Source organism: Streptomonospora salina, from assembly GCF_014204715.1.
In the GTDB taxonomy this organism is placed as follows: domain Bacteria; phylum Actinomycetota; class Actinomycetes; order Streptosporangiales; family Streptosporangiaceae; genus Streptomonospora; species Streptomonospora salina.
In genome coordinates this window covers 1,036,721-1,057,843 of the sequence record NZ_JACHLY010000001.1, presented here as the reverse complement: position 1 = coordinate 1,057,843, position 21,123 = coordinate 1,036,721, and the positions used below count along the sequence as shown (strand labels likewise).

At 72.3% G+C, this 21,123-nt stretch carries 16 protein-coding genes and 2 pseudogenes; 11 read left to right on the top strand and 7 right to left on the bottom strand.

Features of this window, described 5'->3' with window-relative positions; translation table 11 throughout:
• The first annotated feature begins 259 nt into the window (after positions 1-259).
• From HNR25_RS04805 to HNR25_RS04780, 6 genes are all read left to right on the top strand, one after another.
• Positions 260-1,570 carry a helix-turn-helix domain-containing protein gene (locus HNR25_RS04805; RefSeq protein WP_184633519.1) on the top strand — a complete coding sequence of 437 codons (1,311 nt, stop codon included), beginning with the start codon at positions 260-262 and terminating at the stop codon, positions 1,568-1,570.
• A 246-nt stretch (positions 1,571-1,816) separates the two neighbouring features.
• Positions 1,817-3,262 carry a 30S ribosomal protein S12 methylthiotransferase RimO gene (gene rimO, locus HNR25_RS04800; protein ID WP_184633518.1) on the top strand — a complete coding sequence of 482 codons (1,446 nt, stop codon included), beginning with the start codon at positions 1,817-1,819 and terminating at the stop codon, positions 3,260-3,262.
• Positions 3,259-3,858, top strand: coding sequence for a CDP-diacylglycerol--glycerol-3-phosphate 3-phosphatidyltransferase (pgsA, locus tag HNR25_RS04795; protein ID WP_184633517.1), 600 nt, complete (start codon positions 3,259-3,261; stop codon positions 3,856-3,858). The genes rimO and pgsA overlap by 4 nt, the downstream gene beginning before the upstream one ends.
• A complete protein-coding gene (locus HNR25_RS04790; protein ID WP_184633516.1) occupies positions 3,855-4,370 on the top strand; it encodes a CinA family protein in 516 nt (171 codons plus the stop codon). Before pgsA ends, HNR25_RS04790 begins: the two co-directional genes overlap by 4 nt.
• 158 nt (positions 4,371-4,528) lie before the next feature.
• Positions 4,529-4,888, top strand: a complete 360-nt coding sequence (locus HNR25_RS04785; RefSeq protein ID WP_184633515.1) for a helix-turn-helix domain-containing protein — start codon at positions 4,529-4,531, stop codon at positions 4,886-4,888.
• Positions 4,889-5,155: 267 nt separating this feature from the next.
• Complete coding sequence (locus tag HNR25_RS04780; protein ID WP_184633514.1) at positions 5,156-5,623, top strand: Dps family protein; 468 nt, start codon at positions 5,156-5,158, stop codon at positions 5,621-5,623.
• Positions 5,624-5,679: 56 nt separating this feature from the next.
• Here the strand turns inward: HNR25_RS04780 and HNR25_RS04775 are convergent, their stop codons facing one another.
• The 5 genes from HNR25_RS04775 to HNR25_RS04755 form a co-directional block, all read right to left on the bottom strand.
• Complete coding sequence (locus HNR25_RS04775) at positions 5,680-6,132, bottom strand: RrF2 family transcriptional regulator (protein ID WP_184633513.1); 453 nt, start codon at positions 6,130-6,132, stop codon at positions 5,680-5,682.
• Positions 6,133-6,294: 162 nt separating this feature from the next.
• Entirely contained in the window at positions 6,295-7,746 is a 1,452-nt protein-coding gene (locus tag HNR25_RS04770; RefSeq protein ID WP_184633512.1) for a glycoside hydrolase family 3 protein, read from the bottom strand.
• A gap of 106 nt (positions 7,747-7,852) precedes the next feature.
• A complete protein-coding gene (locus HNR25_RS04765; protein ID WP_184633511.1) occupies positions 7,853-8,764 on the bottom strand; it encodes a carbohydrate ABC transporter permease in 912 nt (303 codons plus the stop codon).
• Positions 8,761-9,753, bottom strand: a complete 993-nt coding sequence (locus HNR25_RS04760; protein ID WP_184633510.1) for a carbohydrate ABC transporter permease — start codon at positions 9,751-9,753, stop codon at positions 8,761-8,763. The genes HNR25_RS04765 and HNR25_RS04760 overlap by 4 nt, the downstream gene beginning before the upstream one ends.
• An 84-nt stretch (positions 9,754-9,837) precedes the next feature.
• A complete protein-coding gene (locus tag HNR25_RS04755) occupies positions 9,838-11,124 on the bottom strand; it encodes an extracellular solute-binding protein (protein WP_184633509.1) in 1,287 nt (428 codons plus the stop codon).
• Between the two features lie 261 nt (positions 11,125-11,385).
• Here HNR25_RS04755 and HNR25_RS04750 point away from each other — a divergent pair, with 261 nt between their 5' ends.
• Positions 11,386-12,600 (top strand): ROK family transcriptional regulator, encoded by a 1,215-nt coding sequence (locus HNR25_RS04750; RefSeq protein WP_184633508.1) that lies wholly within the window; start codon positions 11,386-11,388, stop codon positions 12,598-12,600.
• A 225-nt stretch (positions 12,601-12,825) separates the two neighbouring features.
• On the top strand, positions 12,826-13,170 hold the full coding sequence (locus HNR25_RS04745) for a hypothetical protein (RefSeq protein WP_184633507.1): 345 nt from the start codon (positions 12,826-12,828) through the stop codon (positions 13,168-13,170).
• A gap of 40 nt (positions 13,171-13,210) precedes the next feature.
• Here HNR25_RS04745 and HNR25_RS04740 read toward each other — a convergent pair whose 3' ends face one another.
• Positions 13,211-13,786 carry a GNAT family N-acetyltransferase gene (locus tag HNR25_RS04740; RefSeq protein WP_312862359.1) on the bottom strand — a complete coding sequence of 192 codons (576 nt, stop codon included), beginning with the start codon at positions 13,784-13,786 and terminating at the stop codon, positions 13,211-13,213.
• A 171-nt stretch (positions 13,787-13,957) separates the two neighbouring features.
• Complete coding sequence (locus HNR25_RS04735; protein WP_184633506.1) at positions 13,958-18,709, bottom strand: ATP-dependent helicase; 4,752 nt, start codon at positions 18,707-18,709, stop codon at positions 13,958-13,960.
• 163 nt (positions 18,710-18,872) lie between these two features.
• On the opposite strand from HNR25_RS04735, the gene HNR25_RS04730 reads away from it, so the two are divergent.
• The 3 genes and pseudogenes from HNR25_RS04730 to HNR25_RS26400 all read left to right on the top strand — a co-directional run.
• Complete coding sequence (locus tag HNR25_RS04730) at positions 18,873-19,067, top strand: DUF3046 domain-containing protein (RefSeq protein ID WP_184633505.1); 195 nt, start codon at positions 18,873-18,875, stop codon at positions 19,065-19,067.
• A 370-nt stretch (positions 19,068-19,437) separates the two neighbouring features.
• Positions 19,438-20,053 (top strand): annotated as a pseudogene (gene recA / locus HNR25_RS26405) (recombinase RecA); the annotation flags it as partial.
• Positions 20,041-20,901 (top strand): annotated as a pseudogene (locus HNR25_RS26400) (LAGLIDADG endonuclease); the annotation flags it as partial. The pseudogenes recA and HNR25_RS26400, both read left to right, overlap by 13 nt.
• Between the last annotated feature and the right edge of the window lie 222 nt (positions 20,902-21,123).

Below are 21,123 nucleotides of genomic sequence, written 5' to 3'. Positions count from 1 at the left end.
GGCGGGGCCGGGGGCAGCGGGGATGTTCCTTCCGCCGGGAGGGCCCGCTCTGCGGCGTCTCTGACCCGTTGACGTAGTTTTAACCGCTTCATGGGGTGTGTCAGCGTGCCATTCCGGCAGTGGGTACGCAGAGTGGTGAGAGACCTACTCTGCGGTGCGGCGCAGTCGGGCGCGACCGCGCGCCGGAGCGGGGCCGAGGGTCGCGTCGCCCGGCGGGCGAGGCACCGCGACCGGACCCCCACCCTGGGAAGGGGCGGACATGAGCACGATCGGCCGGACCATCGCCGCCGCTCGCGAGAACGCCGGCTTCACCCTCGCCGACCTGAGCGCTCGGACCTGTATCCGCCGCACGGTTCTGGACGGCATCGAACGAGACGACTTCCGCGCCTGCGGCGGCGACTTCTACGCCCGCGGACACATCCGGTCCGTCTGCCGCGAACTGGGGATCGACTCGGGCGGACTGGTCGAGCACTACGACCGCGAGCACGCCCAGGAGCGGACGGTTCCGGCCTTCACCGGACGGCCGGTCGCCGGGCGCGCGGACCCGGACGAGCGGGATTCCGGCGAGCGCGGCTCCGGCGCCACGGCGCGCCCGGAGGCCGCAAGCGGCGCTGAGGGGATCCCCGGTGCCCGAACGGAGGATTCCGGTGCCGCACCCCCGGCGCAGCGCCCAGCGGACGCACACGCCGCCGCAGGAGCCGCGCAGCAGGCCGGTCGGGCGCCTGCACCGGCCGGTGCCGACGGGACCGGCCGCGAGCGGCGGGGCGGCAGCGGCGACGCGCCGCCGTCCGAGGCGGCGGGCGGCGCGGCGGCGGGCGGCGCGCACTCGGCCCGCCATGCCCGGCGCAGCGGATCCGAACGGGAGCGTTCCGACGAAGGGGCGCCCACCGCTGCCGCCGCTGCGGCCGGAACCGCCGATGGCGGCGACGTTCCCGAACCGCGGCGCGGGCGCAAGCCCTCCCTGCTGGCGGCCACCATCGCCGCGGCGCGCCGTTCCTGGCCACTGCTGGTGTTCGTCGCCATCGCCGGCGCGGCCGTGGTCACCGCCCTGATCGCCTGGCCCGGGGACCGCGACGGCCAGAGCGCGGGCGCGGGCCGCTTCGTGGAGCGGGAGGACGCCGCGGGCGACGGTCTCCTCGGGGAGCGCGAGGAGGCCGCGGGCGACCGTCGCCCCGGCGAGGGCGACGGCGACGGCGAGAGGGGCGACGCGGTGCCGGTCCCCGCCCAGCGCGAGGAGCGGGCCGAGCCCGCCCCCACCCCCGCCACGGCCGGCCTGGGCGCCGGCCTGAGCGGGGTCACCACCAGCGAGCGCAAGGCCGAACAGGTCCACCTCACCGTCAGCGCGCTCGACCGCGTGTGGGTGCGCATCATCGACGGCGACGGCCACAACCGCTTCTCCGGAGTCCTGGAGGAGGGCGACGTGCGCGCCTGGACCCACCCCGACGAGCTGGAGCTGCACGTGGGCAAGGCTTCCGCGGTGCGCATCACCGTCAATGACGAGCACATCGGCAGGCCCGACACCGCCGCCCGCGTGGACCGCTACACCTTCTCCGCCACCGACCTGGCCTAGTGTCCCGTGCTTGGAATCCGCTGCAGACATCCGCGAGGGGCCGGGGAGCGGGGATCCGGTGGGCGGCCCCGCGATACGCGGGAGCGACGCCCGGCGCGACCGTTCTCCCGCGTGTGTCCGGGGGCGGCGGGCCCGACCGGAGGGGTCGGCGGCTGCGCGGCGGGCCAACCCCCGGACGAAAGGACCTACCCTGGGAGGGGCGGGGAGTTCCGCCGCCCGTGAACCGCTCCCCTAACCTTGGAAGCCATGTCATCGCGCCGCAAAGTCTCGCTCGTCACCCTCGGCTGTGCCAGGAACGAGGTCGACTCAGAAGAGCTCGCCGGACGCCTCGAATCCGGGGGGTGGGACCTCGTCGACTCCTCCGGTGGTGAGCAGGCCGACGTCGTAGTCGTCAACACCTGCGGTTTCATCGACGCAGCCAAGCAGGACTCCATCAACACGCTGCTCGCTTCGGCCGAAGACGGCACCAAGGTGGTCGCCGCCGGCTGCATGGCCGAGCGCTACGGCTCCGAGCTGTCCGAGGCGCTGCCCGAAGCCGAGGTCATCGGGTTCGACGACTACGACGGGATCTCCGACCGCCTCGACGACGTCGTCGCCGGCCGCGGCCTGACTCCGCACGAGCCCCGCGACCGCCGTACCCTCCTCCCGATCTCGCCGGCCGAACGGCCCGAGGGCCAGGAAGCCCACGTGCCCGGCCACGCCCCCTTCGACACCGTCGAGCCGCTGCCCGACGGAATCGCCCCGGCTTCGGGCCCGCACATCCCGCGCCGGCGGCTCACCGGGGGACCGGTCGCCAACCTCAAGATCGCCTCGGGGTGCGACCGCCGCTGCACCTTCTGCGCCATCCCCGCATTCCGCGGCGCCTACATCTCCCGCCGCCCCGACGACGTCGTCGCCGAAGCCCAATGGCTGGCGGGCCAGGGCGTGCGCGAACTGTTCCTGGTCAGTGAGAACTCCACGTCCTACGGCAAGGACCTCGGGGACCTGCGCGCCCTGGAAGGGCTGCTGCCCCGCCTCGCCGCGGTCGACGGCATCGAGCTGGTGCGCGTCAGCTACCTGCAGCCCGCCGAGATGCGGCCCGAGCTCATCGACGTGCTGGCCTCCACCCCCGCGGTGGTGCCCTACTTCGATCTGTCCTTCCAGCACGCCAGCGGTCCGCTGCTGCGGCGGATGCGCCGCTTCGGCTCGCGCGAGCGGTTCCTGGAGCTGCTGGCCACCGTGCGCGAGCGCGCACCCGAGGCCGGAGTGCGCTCCAACTTCATCGTCGGGTTCCCCGGCGAGACCGAGGACGACGTCGCCGAGCTCACCGCCTTCCTGGAGGAGGCGCGGCTGGACGCCGTCGGCGTCTTCGCCTACTCCGACGAAGACGGCACCGAGGCCGCCCAACACGACGGAAAACTCGACGAGGACACCGTCGCCGAACGGGTCGACGGGCTCAACCGGCTCGCGGAGGAGCTGATGGCGCAACGGGCCGAGGAGCGCGTCGGCTCCACCGTGCGGGTCCTCATCGAGTCCGAGCTGGGCGACGGCGCCTACGAGGGCCGCGCCGCCCACCAGGCGCCCGAGGTCGACGGCAGCACCGTCGTACACGGCTCGGGCCTGGCCGTCGGCGACGTCGTCACCGCAACCGTCACCGAGGCCACCGGCGTCGACCTGGTCGCCGCGGCCGCCGACCCCGCGGAAACGCGATGAGCACCGACGACTCCGCCCCCACGCCCGCGCAGGGCGGTGTGCCGCTGTGGAACATCGCCAACATCCTCACCGCCAGTCGGCTGGTGATGGTCCCGCTGTTCGTGCTGTTCATGTTCCTGGACCACCCGGCCTGGCGGTTCGCCGCCTTCGCGCTGTTCGTCGGCGCCGCCGTCACCGACCGCATCGACGGCGAACTCGCCCGGCGGCACAATCTCGTCACCGACTTCGGCAAGGTCGCCGACCCCATCGCCGACAAGGCGCTGACCGGCGCCGCGCTGATCGTGCTGTCCATGCTCGGCGAACTGTGGTGGTGGGTCACCGCCGCCGTCCTGGTGCGGGAACTGGGCGTCACCGTGCTGCGCTTCGCCGTGATCCGCCACGGCGTGATCCCCGCCAGCCGCGGCGGCAAGCTCAAGACCGTGCTGCAGGTCGTGGCGATCGCGATCTACCTCTTCCCCTTGCCCGATCCGCTGCACCTGCTCGCCCATGTCGCCATGGGCGCCGCCCTGGCGGTGACCCTGTGGACCGGCGGCGACTACGTGTACCAGGTGCTGCGGACGCGCGGCGGCCGCAGCCGGGGCACCGCATCCCGATGAGCGGCGACGGCGGCGGCGCCCTCCCGGGTGCGCAGGCGGCCGCCGAGGCGCTGCGGGCGCTGGAGGCGGCCGGCGCCACCCTGGCCACCGCCGAGTCGCTGACCGGCGGACTGATCTCGGCGGCGGTCACCGGCGTCCCCGGTGCTTCGGCCGTCTACCGCGGCGGCGCCGTCGCCTACGCCACCGACCTCAAAGCCCGGCTGCTGGACGTACCCCGCGACCTGCTCGCCGAGCGTGGCGCCGTCGACCCCGACGTCGCCGGCGCGATGGCCGAGGGCGCCCGCCACCGGATGGCGGCCGACTACGGGCTCGCCGTCACCGGAGTGGCCGGACCCGATCCCCAGGACGGCCGCAGCGCCGGCACCGTTTTCGCCGCCGTCAGCGGCCCCCGGGGAGGTGCGCGGGTGAGCGGTCTCTCGTTCTCCGGCGACCGGGCCCGGATCCGGGCCCGCACCGTTGAGCAGGCGCTTCGTCTGCTCGGCGCCGAAGTGTCGGCTATTACGGGCAGATAACGGCACTCGGGCAGTTCCAAGGCCCGATTCCAGGGAACAAACCGTCATCAAGATCGTGTTATCCCTGCAGCGAACAGGAAGCCGTGAGGTGCGACGATCGGGCCAGAGGCAGGTACGGTGTTTTTCATGAAGGTCGCTACCGGTGGGAGGGAGCGCGAATGATGGTCCTGCTTCGTCACCTGACTGGTGACGTGCTACGGCGATTGAGGCAGCGACAGGGCCGCACCCTCCGCGAGGTGTCGGCCGATGCTCGAGTGTCATTGGGGTATCTCTCCGAGGTCGAACGCGGTCAGAAGGAGGCCTCCTCCGAACTGCTCTCGTCGATCTGCGGTGCCCTGGGTGTGCCGCTCTCCCAGGTGTTGCGCGACGTCGCGGACCAGCTCGCTCTCGCCGAGCTGCAGGAAGCCGCGCTGCTCAGCGGATCGGTTCCGGCCGAGTCCGTGCCCTCCCCCGAGCGCCTCGGCATCGACCCGGTACCCGACCGTGTTCCCGATGTCGTCGAGATGGTGGGTGTGTGACACCCGCCTGACCCCTGAACCCACCGCACCGTGGCCCCACGGCGCGCAACCGGCGAAGGCGCCGATCGCGGACCCCGCGGTCGGCGCCTTTTCGTGTCTCCGCGGCCTCGCGGCAGGGCACGGCACCGCGCGCCCCGACCGCGCCGTCTGCGGTCACGGGCCGGGGCACGGGGCGACCGCCGCATCGGCGTTTCCCTCTCCGCCCCGCAGGGCAGCGGACCCCGGCAAGGAACCAGGAACCGAACGCCGCATCGGGGGTTGAGCGACATGCCCAAGATTCACGGACCGCTTGAGGACGGCGCCCGCACGACCACAGGCGAGGTGCTGCAGGCATCGGTCGTGGACCTGATCGACCTCTCGCTGCTGGCCAAGCAGTGCCACTGGAACGTGGTCGGGCGCTCCTTCCGCTCGGTCCACCTGCAGCTGGACGAACTCGTCGACGTCGCACGCAGGCACACCGACGTGCTCGCCGAGCGGGCTGCCGCGATCGGCGTCACTCCCGACGGCCGTTCGGCCAAGGTCGCCGGCGACACCGAGAACACCCAGCCCGACCCCGGCCATCTCCAGGACGACAAGGTGATCGCCCTGATCGCCGACGTGCTGACCAGGGTGGTTTCGCGTTTCCGCGAACGGATCGCCACCGCCGGGGAATCCGACGAGGTCACCCAGGACCAGCTCATCGCCGCGGCCGAGGAGATCGAGCAGCAGCACTGGATGTTCGAAGCGATGCGCTGAGGCGGCGCCGCCCGGGCCGGCCCCGCCGCACCGCAGCGGGGCCGGCCCGGGCGGCCTCAACTGGCCCAGGCGTCGGGGTCCTCCGACAGCGTCCGCACCGTCGGCGGAAGCCGGCCCGTGGACACGTCCTCCAGCGTCACGCTCTCCAGGATGGAGCGCTCGCTGGCCCGCAGCGCGATCCACACCTGCTGCAGGCTGCGCGCGGCGCCGTCGTAGTCGACGTGTTCGGGGCGCTCCCCGCGGACGTTGGCCAGCGGGCCGTCCACCGCCCGGATCACATCGGCCAGCGAGATGTCGGCGGGGGAGCGGCCCAGCCAGTACCCGCCCACCGGTCCCCGCTGGCTGCGGACCAGACCCGCGCGGCGCAGCTGCGTGAGGATGTTCTCCAGGAACTTTCCGGGGATGGCCTGGGAGCGCGCCAGCTGTTCGGCCGTCACCGGGCCGCCGCTGGCGGCGGCGAGCTCGGCTGCGGCACGCAACGCGTAGTCGACCCGGGCAGAAAGGCGCATGCTGCGATTATGCCGCGAGACCCGGCGCCGGCGCGCCATCGGGGACCGGGTGTGGCGGGGAAGCGGCGATGAGCTGCATCTGATATGTCTCCTCGGCGGAACTCGACCGCGGAGCGCCCTGCGGCGCCCCGTCCGCGGGTGCGGAACCCGCGCCCGCCCCCTTCAGCCTACCGACGCCGCGGCGGGCGCCCCCAGTACCTCGGCGGCGCTCTGCCCGTTGACGCGCCCCGCCCCGTAGGTGCTGATGTGGGCCCGGCACTGCGGCCGCCACACCGGCAGGCCCATCTCCACCACCACGAGTTCCGGGCGCTGCCGGCACAGCTCTGCCACCAGCGCCCGGGTGTCGGCGTGGCGATGGGCGTCGCGTACCACCACGACCAGGTCGCGGCCCCGTGCCGCCTCCAGCACCTCCTGCGGGCGCGCGGACGCCGGGTTCAGCCGCCGCGTTCCGGCGAACCACGGCGACAGCCCCCACGGCACCTCGCCCGCCGCGATGCCGGCGGGCGCGTCGATCTCGACCACCACCGGGTCGTTCAGGGCTCCCAGGTCGCCGTCGACACGCACCGCCCGCCGCGCCGAATCCAGACCGACACCCTCCGCGGACGCGGAGGCGGGCCGGCCGGCCGTCCACGAACGCAGCCGCGCGGTGCGCGCCGCCGCCTCCTCCAGCCGCTCACCGCCCAACCGCCCCTGCGCCACCGCGGCGGTGACGGCCTCGCGGATGGCCGCTACCTGATCGGCGTAGACGAACCGGCCCAGGCACAGCAGGTCGCACCCGGCGATCAGCGCCTGCACCGCCGCCTCGGGCATGCCGATACGGGCGCTGACCCCCTCCATCTCGATCGCGTCGGTGATCACGGTGCCCTCGAACCCCAGGTCGGTGCGCAGCAGTCCCGACACCACACTGGGCGCCAGCGTCGCCGGCCCCGTCAGCCCCAGCTCCGGAAGCCGGATGTGGGCGGTCAGTATGCTCTGCACACCGGCCTCCACGGCCGCCCGGAACGGCCGCAGCTCCCGCTCGAACAGCAGTTCGCGGCCGGCTTCCACCACCGGAAGCTCCACGTGGGAGTCCTGGCGGGTGGCGCCGTGGCCGGGGAAGTGCTTGGCGCAGGCCGCCACGCCGCCTTCCTGCAGCCCGGTGACCGCGGCCGCGGTGTGGCGGGCGACCAGGGCGGCGTCGGCGCCGAAGGAGCGCGTACCGATCCCGGGGTTCTCGGCCACGGTGTTGACGTCGGCCGACGGCGCCAGGTCCAGGCTGAAACCCAGCTCGCGCAGCTGCGCGCCCAGCGACCGGTGCACCGCCCGGGTCAGGTCGGCGTCGTCGACCGCTCCCAGGGCCGCGTTGCCCGGATAGCCGCTGCCGCTGCGCTGCCCGATGCGGGTGACGTCGCCCCCCTCCTCGTCCAGCGAGATCAGCGGCGCCTCGGCCGCCTCGGCCAGGTGGGAGTTGAGCCGCGCCACCTGCTCGGGATCGGCGATGTTGTTGTGGAACAGGCAGACACCGGCCATCCCGTCCGCGAGCCCCTCCAGTACCCACCGCGGCGCGTCGTAGGACTCGAAGGGAACCAGCAGTGTGGCGTTGGCGAGGCGATCCAAGTGCGGATCTGCGGGCATGGGTGCTCCGTTCACGAAGGAAGGGGTGTGCGGTGCGGGCGCGCGGCGGTCCGGCGCCGCGCCGCCGGGGCGGCGCCGGACCGTGCCGGGAGGGGGAGGGGCGGGGTCAGCCCTTGACCGCTCCCAGGGTCAGCCCCGACACCATGCGGCGCTGGGCGAACAGGAAGAACGCCATCACCGGCAGGGTCAGCAGCGTGGAGGCCGCCATGATGGCTCCCCACTCGGTGCCGTAGCGTCCGAAGTAGTAGGACAGCGACAGCGGCAGCGTGTACTCCTCGGTGCTGCGGCCCAGGAACGTCAGCGCGACGATGAACTCGTTCCACGCGGTGATGAACGCGAAGATGCTGGCGGCCACCAGGCCCGGCGCCACCAGCGGCATCAGGATCCGCCAGAACACCGTCCACGGGCTCGCGCCGTCGATGGCGGCGGCCTCCTCCAACTCGCGCGGCACCGACGCCACGAATCCGCGCAGCATCATGATGGTGATCGGCAGCGCGACCGCCGTGTAGACCACGAGGATGCCCGTGAGGTTGCCCAGCATCTGCACGCCGGTGGCGTCCTGGAACCGGCGGAAGTTGATGAAGACCGAGATGATCAGCGCCTCGGCGGGCACCATCTGGATCACCAGCAGCAGGATGATGAAGGCGCTGCGCATCCGGAAGCGGAACCGCGCCACCGCCACCGCCGCCAGCAGCGACAGCACCGCGCCCGCCGCCACCGACCCCAGCGTCACGATCAGGCTGTTGACCAGGAACTCCCAGAAGTTCACCCCGGGGATCAGCTCGTCGTTGAGCACCCGGTCGAAGTGCTCCAGCGTCAGCGTCGCCGGGAACAGCCGCACGTCCTTGGAGAAGATCTCGCCGACGGGTTTGAACGCGGTGGCCACCATCCAGTAGACGGGAAACACCGAGAACAGGAATACGGCGACGCCGGCGGCGTACAGGCCGGTCCTGCGCACCAGTACCCCCACGGGGGCGCGGCGCCGGCGGCGCGGGGTCGCGGAGGCGGTCGCGGTCATCGGGTCTCCCCCTGGCGGATCATGATGCGCAGGTAGTAGGCGGTGACGACGAGGATCATCACGGTCATCACCACGGCGATCGCCGAGCCCATGCCGTAGTTGGCCGGGCTGGCCGAGAACCCCTGCTGGTAGATGTAGTACGAGAGCAGGTAGACCGACTTGTTCTGGAAGCTGTTGGCCAGGATGTAGAGCTGGGTGAACACCCGCAGGTCCCAGATGATCTGCAGTACCAGCAGCAGCGCGAACAGCGGGCGCAGCATCGGGAAGGTGACGTTCCAGAAGGAGCGCCACCCGCCGGCGCCGTCGACCCGGACGGCTTCGTACAGCTCGTGCGGGATGCTTTTGAGCCCGGCCAGCACCGACACGGCGATGAACGGGAACGACTGCCACACGATGACCGCGATCAGCACGCTGAACAGCGGGACCGGTTCGAGGAACCAGTTGTAGTTCAGCCAGCCGCTGCCCACGAGCCAGTCGGGCAGCCCGTCCAGCGCCACGTTGACCAGGCCGCGCTCGGGCAGGAACAGCCAGCGGAACACCAGCGAGGCGCTGATGGCCGGAGTGGCCCAGGCCAGCATCATGCCCACCGACACCGTCACGGAGAACCAGCGCGGCAGCTTGTGCAGCAGGATGCCGATCAGCGTGCCCAGCGCCATCGTGCCGCCCACCATGAGCACGCACACCACCACGGTGTTGCGCAGGATGGCCCAGAACTCCGGGTCGGTCAGCAGCCGGCGGTAGTGCGCGAAGCCGTTCCACTCCGGTGCCGGAGCGTTGGGCAGCAGGTTGCGGACGGTGTAGTCGTGCAGGGAGTTCCACACCATCTGCACGATCGGCCAGACGAGCACCAGGACCAGGATGGCCAGGGCGGGGCCGATCAGCAGGTAGGGCGTGGACAGGGAGCGGCGGCGGCGCGGCTTGGGCCCGCCGCCGGGGGGCGGCGGCTCAGGCGGGCTCTGCTCCCGCACCGCTTCGGCGGTTGGTGCCATGGGATTTCGCAATCAGGTCGGGGCCGGGGCGGCGGGAGGGGGCAGGCCGCCGCCCCGGCGCTCACCGAGAGGGCCGGAAACGGGTCAGGCGACCGGTTCGTTCAGCGTCTCGGTCAGCTCCTTGTTCGCCTCTTCCAGGACCGTTTCGGGGTCCTCGCCCTTGACGATGTCCAGCATCGCGCCGGGCAGGATCTTGCCGTCCTGGTCGGCGGCGTTCCAGTTCGGGGTGGCCGGGAAGAACTTGGTGTTCTTCATCTGCTCGGCGGCGGCCGCCTTCAGCGGGTCGGACTGGTACTCCTCGTTGTCGAGCATCTCCGGGTAGGCCGGGAAGAAGCCGCCCGCGTCGGCGTAGTCCTTGCCGCCGGTCTTGTCGCCCATCGTCGTCAGCAGGTCCCAGGCGGCGTCGGGGTGCTCGGTGGTGGAGAACAGCGTCAGGGCCGAACCGCCGGCGAAGGCCGGGGCGGTGCCGTCGGCGCCGGGGATGGGCGCCGCCTGGATCTCCTCCAGCACGGCGGGGTCCTCGGCCTGCTCCTCCATGGAGGTCAGCGCCCAGCCGCCGTCGATGTACATGCCGACTTCGCCGTTGGCCATGTCGGCCAGCGGCACCAGCTCGTTCTCGCCCACGTAGGCCTGCGGGGAGATGTTCTCCTCGGAGGTCAGCCCGGCGTAGAACTCGATGGCCTCCCGGGTCTCGGCCGAGGTGAGCCGGCCCTGCCACTCGCCGCCCTCCTGCACCGCGATCTCGCCGCCGTTGCTCCAGATGAAGCTGGCGATGCCGTTGGTGAAGTCGGTGGGGGCGGCGAAGCCGGGCACGTCGCGCTCGTCCTCGATCGCTGTGGCGACCTCGGTCAGCTCGTCCCAGTTCCGGGGCGCGTCCATGCCGAGGTCGTCGAGCCAGTCGGAGCGGTAGTAGAGGGTGCGCACGCCGGAGAACCACGGGATTCCGTACTGGGCGCCGTCATAGGTGCCGTATTCGACCGCGGCCTGGTCCATGTCGGCGACCGCGTCCCACCCCTCGGTGCGGGAACTGATGTCCATGACCGCGCCCTGGGAGGCCCAGTTGGCGACCTGGTCGTTGCCGACCTCCAGCACGTCGGGGGCGTCGCCGCCCGCCAGCGCGTTGGTGATGGACTGCTGGGCGTCGGCCCACGGGACGAACTCCACCTCCACCGAGGTGTCGGGGTAGTCCTCCTGGTAGCGCTTCTCGATGTCGTCGAAGTACTTCTGGAGCGAGTCCTGGGCGGTACCCATGACCCACACGGACAGGCTGTCGGGAGCCTCGGAGCCACCGCTTTCGGAACCGCCTCCGCCACAGGCGGTGGCGGCGAGCAGGACCGCCGTCGAAAAGGCTGCGGTCTTCAGGGATCTCATGCTGGTTTCTCCCTCCACGCGTTGCCGCGCGCGACGTTGCGTCGAGAAGACGCCCCCGGACATCTCTGGGTCGGCTGCAAGCGCGATGCGGGCTTCGTCGTCGTTCGGAGTGTGCTGGGATAGCGGGTGTGCGAACCCCCGCCCTGCCGGGCGTCGGGCCCGGCAGGGACTGCGGAAGGCGCCCGGTGCGCGCCTTTCGCGGATTGGGCGTTAAACTAACAAGAAACTTTCCTAATGGATAGAGAACGGGGTGTCACGGTTATGTCTCGACGTCCGGGGACTCCGCGCCTACTGCGCCAGCTCAACGACCGGGCCGCCCTGGAGCTCCTGCTCTCGTCGGGCCCTCTCACCCGCACCCAACTCGGCCAGGAGACCGGCCTGTCCAAGGTCACCGCCTCCCAGCTGCTCGCCCGCCTCGAAGAACGCCAGCTCGTCCACGTCGTCGGCAGCCAAGCCGGCGGACGCGGCCCCAACGCCGCCCTCTACGCCGTCGTGCCCTCCAGCGCCTACGCCCTCGCCCTCGACATCCGCGCCTCCGAGGTCACCGGCGCCCTCGCCGACATCACCGGCCAGGTCACCGGCGAGTTCACCCTCGACCCCACCGACACCGGCGACCCCGTCGACCAGGTCAGCGGCGCTGTACAGCGCCTCCTGCGCACCTGCGAAGTCCCCCTCGACCACCTCAGCGCCTGCACCATCGGCACCCCCGGCGTCGTCGACCCCCGCACCGGCGCCGTGCGCTTCTCCTTCGACCTGCACAGCTGGCTCGAAGACGCCTTCCACACCCTGCGCAACGACCTCGGCCCCACAGTCCGCATCGAAAACGACGTCAACCTCGCCGCCCTCGCCGAGCACGCCGAAGGCGCCGGTGAGGACGCCTCAGACTTCGCCCTCATCTGGCTCGGCGGAGGCGGCGGCGTCGGCATGGCCGTCGTCATCGACGACCGCATCCACTGGGGCACCACCGGCGGCGCCGGCGAAATCGGCTACCTGCCCGTCCCCGGCGCACCCCTGCCTGGAGACGTCGGCCTGCCCGGCGGCTACCAGTCGCTGCGCTGCACCGGCGATAAACCCACCATCGCCCACGGCTTCCAAGCCCTCGTCGGCGCCCAGGAGATCATCACCCTCGGCGAATCCCACGGATTCACCGGCACGGCCGTCGGCGACATCCTCACCGCCGCGGCCGAAGCCCACGACGCCGGCGACGGCTTCCTCGACGAACTCGCCGACCGCATCGCCCGCGGCGTCGCCGCCGTATGCGTCGTCCTCGACCCCGGACTCGTCGTCCTCGGCGGCGAAGTCGCCGAAAGCGGCGGCGACGACCTCGCCCGCCGCGTCGCCCGCGCCACCGATCGCATCGGACCCAACGCACCCCGGGTCAGTGTCGGCCGCGTCCAATCGCCCGTCCTGCGCGGCGCCCTCCTCTCGGCCCTGCAGCACGCCCGCGAAGACGTCTTCGAATCCACCGTGGAGTAAGCGCCGACAGGGGGAGAGGCGCGACACGAGCGGCCGGACGGCGCCGAGCGCCGGGCCTGCGGGGCGGATCGGCACACCGCACCGGCGGCCCGGCGCGATTCCGCGGGACGGCCCGGCCGTCCGCCGCGGGCTCCTCCGAAGGCCGGACGCCGCGGAGCCCGCAAGCCCGCAACGGATCGGCGACCACCCGGCGGCCGGGCATCGCGAAGTGTAGCCTGGAGGGCCATGGACAACGTTGAGCAAGGCAGATCGGCCCACGGAGTCCGGGTCGCCGTGCCGGCCGGCGACGACGGCCACGCCCTGCTCTGGTTCGCCCACTGCCCCGACTGCCAGGCGACGGTGAACGCGGACCGGGGATTCCTCGCCGACTGCTGGAACTGCGGAAAACCACTGCCCACGCGCTTCAACTCGCGCACGGAGCTGCACGTGGAATGGGCCCTGCTCGACGACATCCGGTCAGGGCGCTACAACGCCGACGAGTGGCACTGCACCTACTGCGGCACGGCCACCCCCATGAGCGACCCGATGTGCGGAAAGTGCAAACGCTCCAAGCACGCCACCGGCACCTGACGGCCGGGCGCCCCGACCGCCCCGGCCCGGTCGGGGCGCATCAGCACCGACCCGCACCGCCCGGCGGCGACGCATCCGTGCCGCAACCGCGCGACGCGGCGGTCGGGCACTCCCCGTCCAGGCGGCGGACCATCGCGATCCGCGGCGCCACCGCGATCCCCGCCTCCTCTTCGCGACGCCACTGCCCACGCAGCTGCGGCCCCCACCCGGTCGGCGCGAACGGGCGGAAGCCGCGCCGCGCATACCAGGGCGCGTTCCAGGCCACATCGCGGAACGTCGTCAGCGTCAGCACCGCGAACCCCTCTGCGCCCGCCCGGTCGCAGGCCGCCTCCAGCAGTGCGCCGCCCACACCGCGCCGCCCGTGCTCGGGATGAACCGCCAGCTCCTCCAGGTGCGCCGCCCCGTCCAGCACCCCCACCGCAGCCAACCCGCGCACCGGCCCGTCCGCCAAAAGCACCCAGCGCGCCTGTCCCAGCGTTTCCCGCGGGTCGTCCGGCGGCAGCACCAGCCCCGCCTCGGCGAACATACCGCCGGCCGCCAGGCTCACCGCGGCGGCGGCGCCGACATCCTCCTCACGCATCACCCGGATCGGCACGGCAGCGGCGTCGGCAGGCATCGGCGGACCTCACAACAGGCGGAATCGGCGGCAGATGTCCGGGCCCCATCCTGCTCCCCGGCCGATCCGCCGCGCGAGTCGATATTCCCCGCCACGGCGAGGCGCCGCGAGGGCCGCGGGCGCGTCCCGAAACACCCTCCGAGCCGCAGACCGCGGCCCCGGTCCCACCGCTCACCGCCGCAGCCGCAGCGCCTTCGGCGTGGCATGGAAACCCGCACCCAGCAGCGCCGCCTCCAACGGCGTACCGAACACCTCGCCGCCGTCGCACCGCTGCACCGTCAGCGACTCCACACCTCCCCCGCGCACCGTCTCCGCCAACGCCCCCGCAGCCCGCTCCAACTCCGCGCCGCCCGAACCGAACGTCAGCGCCGAACGCCCGCCCCGCTCCAGATACAGCGTCAGCGCACCGTCGTCCACCACCACCAGCGCACCCGCCTTGCGCCCCGGCCGCCCCGCCGGCTCCGGACCCGCCGGCCACGGCAGCGCCGCACCGTAGACGTTCGCCGGATCCGCCGCCGCCAGCACCACCGGAGCCTCCCGGCCACTCGCACCCCCGCCCCCTCCGTCCAGCGACCGCAGCCGGTCCACCGCACCCGGAAGCGCGAACTGCGCCGCCCCCAACCCCTCGACGAAATACCCCCGCCGCACCCGCCCCGCATCCTCGAACCCCCGCAGCACCGGATACACGGCACTGAACCCGCCCGCGCCGCGCCCGCCCGAACGGCGGTCCCCGCGCCGCCCCTGCTCAGCCACCACCGAACCGCGCGTCAGGACCCCATAGCGGTCCAGCAGCGCCGACACTCCCGCCGTCAACCGCCGCGTCGCCTCCGGCTCACGCTCCGGCAGCAGCCACCACCGCCCCGCCGCAGTCGGCGGCCCCGCCCGGCTCGGCAGCACCGGCCGCCGCGACCGGCGCCGATGCGCCGTCCCGCCCGCACCCAGCAGCGCGCGCAGCCCCGACAGCGAATCGTTGCCGACCCGACCCGCCCACACCAGATCCCACAGCGCCGCCACCACCGCCGCATCCGACACCGACGCCGCCCCCTGTTCCGCCACCACACGATCGGCCACGTCCCGGAAGAACAACGCGCCGCCCGCACGCAGCGCCGCAACGACCCCCGCATGCGCCGCCGAGGCCCCGGCCTCCTCCTGCGCGGGCTCCGGCAGCAACACCTCGGCCTCGTCCGCCGGGACCAGGCACACCCACCCGTCGTTGCCCGCCAACGGCCCCGCACCCGCCCACAGCACCTCACCCGCATGCGTCAACTCGTCCAGCAGCGCCGGCACATACCCTTCCACCCGCGCCGGAAGCACCAGCGACTCCAATGCCGACGCCGGCACCGGAGCGCCCCGCAGCGACTCCACCGCCGCGAACACCCCATCGGCACCACGCGACCCCCGCCCCGCACCCACACGCTGCCACGCGGGCACGAACCGCCCCAGGGCCCGCTGCGGCACCGGCTCGACCTCGCGCCGCAACCGCGCCACCGACCGCCGCCGCAACACCCGCAGCACATCGGCGTCACACCACTCCGTGCCCTGGCCGCCCGGCCGGAACTCCCCCTCGACGACACGCCCCGCCCCCGACAAGCGCCGCAGCACCTCCGCCACGGCACCGCGATCCACCCCCAACCGCGCCGCAACCGCACCCGCCGTGAACGGACCGTGCGTACGCGCATACCGCGACACCAGATCCCCCAGCGGATCCTCCACCCCGGCGGCGAACGCCTCCGCCGCCCCAGCGAACACCCCCGCAGCACCGCCCGACGACGACGCCAACCACTCCGGCAGCCGCACACCCGCACCGTCGCGCAACCGCGCCGCGTCCTCGACCGCCACCCACCGCCACTCGCCGGCCAGACACACCGAAACCGCCCGCCCGGAACGCCCCAACTCCTCCAGGGACTCCGCGGCGACACCGCGCTCACCCGCCTCCTCCACCGCCAGCGGCCCCAACTCACGCAGCAGATCCGCCGCACCCTCGCGCCCCGCAGCGGGATCCGCCCGCCGCTGCGGCGCCAGACGCTGCAACTCGGACTCGTATTCGGCCACCACACCGCCGTCCAGCAACTCCCGCAGATCCGCATGCCCCAGCAGATCCGCCAGCAGTTGCGAATCCAACGTCAGCGCCTGCGCCCGCGCCTCCGCCGCGGGCGCGTCCCCCTCGTACAGAAACGCCGCCGTGTACCCCATCAGCAGCGACTGCGCGAACGGCGACGCCCGCTGCGTCTCCACCTCCACCACCCGCACCCGACGCGCCCGCACATCGGCCATCAACGACGCCAGACCGTCCACGTCGAACACGTCGCGCAGACACTCCCGCGCCGCCTCCGACACGATCGGAAACGACCCGAACCGCCCCGCCACCGACAGCAACTGCGCCGAACGCTGCCGCTGCTGCCACAACGGCATCCGCCGCCCCGGATGCCGCCGCGGCAGCAGCAGCGCCCGCGCCGCACACTCCCGGAACCGCGCCGCGAACAGCGCCGAACCACCCAACTCGGCGGTGACCGCGTCCTCCACCTCGTCCGGAGCCACCATCAGCGACTCCGCCACACCGCCCCGAGGGCGCCGCCCAGCCCCCGCACCGGTGTCCTCCTCGACGTCCGGCAGCCGCACCACGATCCCGTCGTCGCCGTGCACCACCTGCGCATCCACCCCGTAGCGCTCCCGCAACCGCGCCCCCGCCACCAGCGCCCACGGCGCGTGCACCCGCGCACCCAGCGGCGAATGCACCACGGCACGCCAATCGCCCAACTCGTCGCGGAACCGCTCCACCACGATCGTGCGGTCGTCGGGCACCCACCCCGTCGACTCCTCCTGCTCACCCAGATAATCCACGAGATTGGCCGCACCCCACTCGTCCAAACCCGCTCCGCGCGCCCGCTCCACCGCCGCAGACCGCTCCAACCCCCCAAGCTCCCGCGCCATCGCACCGATCGCCCGGCCCAACTCCGCCGGACGCCCCAGCGCATCGGCCTTCCAGAACGGCAACCGCCCCGGCCGCCCCGGCGCAGGCGAAACCATCACCCGGTCAGCGGTGATCGACTCGATCCGCCACGCACTCGCCCCCAGCACGAACACGTCGCCCACCCGCGACTCGTAGACCATCTCCTCATCCAGCTCACCCACCCGCGACGGCCCACCGCCGCCGCCCGCCGCCAGATGCACCGCATACATGCCCCGATCGGGAATCGTCCCGCCGCTGGTCACCGCCAACCGCTGCGCACCCGGGCGCCCCGACACCGCCCCGCCCGAATCCGCACCGCCCGCGTCGCGATCCCACACCACACGCGGCCGCAACTCCGCGAACTCATCCGAGGGATAGCGCCCCGACACCATGTCCAGCACCCCCGACAACGACGAATCCGGAAGGGACGCGAACGGCGCCGCCCGCCGCACCACCGACCCCAGCCGCACCACCTCCCACTCGTCCATCGCCGCCATCGCCACCACCTGCTGCGCCAGCACATCCAGCGGATTGCGCGGCATGCGCAGCTCCTCGATCCGCCCCGAACGCATCCGCTCGACCACCACCGACGCCGCCAGCAGGTCCCCCCGGAACTTCGGAAACACCACCCCCCGCGAAACGTCGCCCACGTTGTGGCCCGCACGCCCCACCCGCTGCAAACCGCTCGCCACCGACGGCGGCGACTCCACCTGCACCACCAGGTCCACAGCACCCATGTCGATGCCCAGCTCAAGACTGGACGTGGCCACCACGCACGGCAGCCGGCCCGCCTTCAGATCCCCCTCGATCACCGCGCGCTCGTCCTTGGACACCGATCCGTGATGCGCCCGCGCCACCACCCCCGCCTCAGCGCCATAGGTCTGGCCCGCCTCGGCCATCACCTCCGCCGGCGACAACCGCGAACCCCCCGACGACCCGCCCGGAAGGGAGGCGGACGCACCGGACGCGGCAGCATCCCCGCCGAACGCACGCCGCTCGTCGGCCAATTCGTTCAACCGCGCGCACAACCGCTCGGCCACCCGCCGGGAATTGCAGAACACGATCGACGACCGGTGCGCCTCCACCAGATCCAGTACCCGCTCCTCGACGTGCGGCCAGATCGACGTGCGCGCCTTCGACGCCCGATCGTCCGACCGCTCCGCCGCCACCGCCGCCTCCGGCTCCGCCATGTCCGCGACCGGCACCGCGATCCGCACATCCAGCGACGGCGCCTGCGGCGGCGCCACCACCGACGCCGGACGCGGCCCGCCCAGGAACGCCGCCACCTCCTCGGGCGGACGCACCGTCGCCGACAGCCCGATCCGCTGCGCCGGCGCCTTCAGCAGCGCATCCAACCGCTCCAGACTCAGCGCCAAGTGCGCACCGCGCTTCGTGCCCGCCAGCGCGTGCACCTCGTCCACGATCACCGTCTCGACCCCCGCCAGCCCCGCACGGGCCTGCGAGGTCAGCACCAGAAACAGCGACTCCGGCGTGGTGATCAGGATGTCGGGCGGAGACGCCGCCAACCGGCGCCGCCGATCCGCCGGAGTGTCACCCGTACGCACCGCCACCGACGGCTCCGCCGCGTCCAGCCCCGCCGCCTCCGCCGCCCGCCGGATCCCCGACAGCGGCGCACGCAGATTGCGCTCGATGTCGGCCGCCAGCGCCTTCAGCGGCGAGACGTACAGCACCCGGCACCGCCGCACCCGCTCCTCGGGAACGGGCCGCGACGCCAGGCCGTCCAGCGCCCACAGGAACGCCGACAGCGTCTTTCCCGATCCTGTCGGAGCCACGACCAGCGTGTTCTCGCCCCGCGCGACCTCGTTCCACGCACCCGTCTGGGCCGGGGTCGGCCCCGACGGGAACGCCTGCTCGAACCACGTGCGCGTCGCCTGAGAGAAGCGGCCCAGCGGATCCCGGTCGCCCCCCGAGGGACCGGAGCCGCTGGAGCCGGAACCGCCTACCGAGGACATGGGGCCAGTCTGCAACGCGGCGACGGCGAAACCCAGCAGACCCGGCCCGCACCCCCGGCACCGGCGCCGGGCCGGTCCCCGACCGGTGCCGCCCGCCCGTGCCGTCCCCGAGCGGCGTCGCCGGAGGTGACAGCACTGCCCGAGGCGGCCGATACTGGAGGCGATGAGACTTTCGCACTTCTGGGAGCGCATGCACGAGCACTTCGGCGAGGCCTACGCCGAAAGCCTCGCCCGCGACCACGTCATCGACGCGCTCGGCTCCCGCACGATCGAACAGGCGCTCGCCGACGGTATCGGCGCCAAAGAGGTCTGGCGAGCCGTCTGCGAGGACTTCGACCTGCCCGCGACCGCCCGCTGACCATGTCCGCGGCGTCCGGAGCAGCCACGACGACCGGGGGCGGAGCGGAGCGGACGGCCCGCAGCGGTAGCGCCGCGCGCCGCTTCCGGCGGCGCGCCCGGCTTCTGGGGGACGACAGGCGGTCGAACAGAGGTTCGGGTAGGCTTGCGATGTATCCGGGGCCGACCAGGTGCCGAATCGGCCTCCGGCGGACCACGACGCCCCTCGGGCGGGCGTCTGCGCGTGGATACGCATCCGGCGGTCGCCGGGCCCGTCCCGCGAACGCCGCGCGCGTCCACAGGCGCACCGACGTGGTCGAGGTTTGTCCTCACCGCCGCGTAGCGTCACACCCAAGATGAACAAGAAGACGTCGACCCAACAGGGGTTCCCCGTGGCTGCTGCTGATCGAGAGAAGGCTCTCGAAACCGCGCTCGCACAGATCGAGCGCCAATTCGGCAAGGGGTCCGTCATGCGCCTCGGCGATGACGACCGCCCACCGATCGAATCCTTTCCCAGTGGATCCATCTCCCTCGACATCGCCCTGGGGATCGGAGGAATTCCGCGGGGCCGGATCGTGGAGGTGTTCGGGCCGGAGAGTAGCGGTAAGACTACCGTCGCTCTGCACGCCGTGGCCAGTGCGCAGAAGACCGGCGGAATCGCCGCATTCATCGACGCGGAGCACGCGCTCGACCCCGATTACGCGAAGAAGATCGGCGTGAACACCGACGATCTGCTGCTTTCCCAGCCCGACACGGGCGAGCAGGCGCTGGAGATCACGGACATGCTGATCCGCTCCGGGGCCGTTTCCGTCCTGGTCGTGGACTCCGTCGCCGCCCTCGTGCCGCGCGCCGAGATCGAGGGTGAAATGGGCGACAGCCACGTCGGCCTACAGGCCCGGCTGATGTCCCAGGCCCTGCGGAAAATCGCAGGCGCATTGCACCAGACCGGAACCACGGCGATTTTCATCAACCAGCTGAGGGAGAAGGTCGGTGTGATGTTCGGCTGTGCATCCTGGGATACGTGGGTGACGTTGGCCGATGGTACTCGTGAACGCATCGGGAAAATCGTGAACCAGAAGATGGATGTCGAAGTCCTTTCGTATGATCCGGATCTCGACAAAGTGGTTCCACGTCGGGTGGTGAACTGGTTCGACAACGGAGAAACCGACCTCTTCCTGCAGTTCACCGTCGCGAAGTCGGGAAAGAACGGGCGGGCCCGGTTCGGTGTCACGCCGAACCATCTGGTACGCACCCCCGGCGGTTGGCGCGAGGCCGGCGAGCTGATGGCGGGCGATCGCGTTCTCACCAGCGAACCCCATTACCTCGACGAGCAGCAGCGCCAGGTCGTCTACGGCTCCGTGATGGGCGACGGCAGCCTTGCGCCCGACCGCGGGGGACGTACCGGCGTGCGGTTCCGGATGGGAGGCGGAGGCGAACAGGAGAGCTATCTCGACTGGAAGACCTCGCTGCTGGGCAACGTCTCCTATTCGCGCACCACGAACGCCGAGGGCGCCGTCTTCGCCGACTTCAAGCCGCTCCCCGAACTGAGTGAGCTTCACGACGTCGTCTACTTCGGAGACGGCAAGAAACACCTCACATGGGAGTTCCTCAAGTCGCTGACGCCGTTGGCGCTGGCGGTCTGGTACATGGACGACGGCTGCTTCACGCCGCGTTCCGAGGGGAGGCACGTCCGCACCGAGGGCGGCAGCGGTCGCATCGAGATCTGCGTCGAGGCGATGAGCCCCGGATCGCGGCAGCGGCTCACCGAATACCTCCGCGACACCCACGGCCTCGACGTCGCTCTGGTCAGCCGCGGGTCGGCGCGTACGGCGTTCATCCGCTTCGCCACCGCCGCGACGACCGAGTTCCACAGCATCGTCGCGCCGTACGTGCACGCGTCGATGGAGTACAAGCTGCCGCCGCGCTTCCGCGGCCAGTGCGAGGTCGAGCCGGAGTTCGCCGAGCCGCAGGAGCGGCTTGTGGCCGCGCCGATCCTCGACATCCACGACGAACCCGCCACCCGCGGCATGCACCGCTACGACATCGAAGTGGAGGGTTCGCACAACTACTTTGCCGAC

Bases quoted from the DNA above. Each gene is read 5' to 3' on its own strand.
- HNR25_RS04805 (WP_184633519.1), top strand. From the start codon at position 260: ATGAGCACGATCGGCCGGACCATCGCCGCCGCTCGCGAGAACGCCGGC.
- rimO (WP_184633518.1), top strand. From the start codon at position 1,817: ATGTCATCGCGCCGCAAAGTCTCGCTCGTCACCCTCGGCTGTGCCAGG.
- pgsA (WP_184633517.1), top strand. From the start codon at position 3,259: ATGAGCACCGACGACTCCGCCCCCACGCCCGCGCAGGGCGGTGTGCCG.
- HNR25_RS04790 (WP_184633516.1), top strand. From the start codon at position 3,855: ATGAGCGGCGACGGCGGCGGCGCCCTCCCGGGTGCGCAGGCGGCCGCC.
- HNR25_RS04785 (WP_184633515.1), top strand. From the start codon at position 4,529: ATGATGGTCCTGCTTCGTCACCTGACTGGTGACGTGCTACGGCGATTG.
- HNR25_RS04780 (WP_184633514.1), top strand. From the start codon at position 5,156: ATGCCCAAGATTCACGGACCGCTTGAGGACGGCGCCCGCACGACCACA.
- HNR25_RS04775 (WP_184633513.1), bottom strand. From the start codon at position 6,132: ATGCGCCTTTCTGCCCGGGTCGACTACGCGTTGCGTGCCGCAGCCGAG.
- HNR25_RS04770 (WP_184633512.1), bottom strand. From the start codon at position 7,746: ATGCCCGCAGATCCGCACTTGGATCGCCTCGCCAACGCCACACTGCTG.
- HNR25_RS04765 (WP_184633511.1), bottom strand. From the start codon at position 8,764: ATGACCGCGACCGCCTCCGCGACCCCGCGCCGCCGGCGCCGCGCCCCC.
- HNR25_RS04760 (WP_184633510.1), bottom strand. From the start codon at position 9,753: ATGGCACCAACCGCCGAAGCGGTGCGGGAGCAGAGCCCGCCTGAGCCG.
- HNR25_RS04755 (WP_184633509.1), bottom strand. From the start codon at position 11,124: ATGAGATCCCTGAAGACCGCAGCCTTTTCGACGGCGGTCCTGCTCGCC.
- HNR25_RS04750 (WP_184633508.1), top strand. From the start codon at position 11,386: ATGTCTCGACGTCCGGGGACTCCGCGCCTACTGCGCCAGCTCAACGAC.
- HNR25_RS04745 (WP_184633507.1), top strand. From the start codon at position 12,826: ATGGACAACGTTGAGCAAGGCAGATCGGCCCACGGAGTCCGGGTCGCC.
- HNR25_RS04740 (WP_312862359.1), bottom strand. From the start codon at position 13,786: ATGCCTGCCGACGCCGCTGCCGTGCCGATCCGGGTGATGCGTGAGGAG.
- HNR25_RS04735 (WP_184633506.1), bottom strand. From the start codon at position 18,709: ATGTCCTCGGTAGGCGGTTCCGGCTCCAGCGGCTCCGGTCCCTCGGGG.
- HNR25_RS04730 (WP_184633505.1), top strand. From the start codon at position 18,873: ATGAGACTTTCGCACTTCTGGGAGCGCATGCACGAGCACTTCGGCGAG.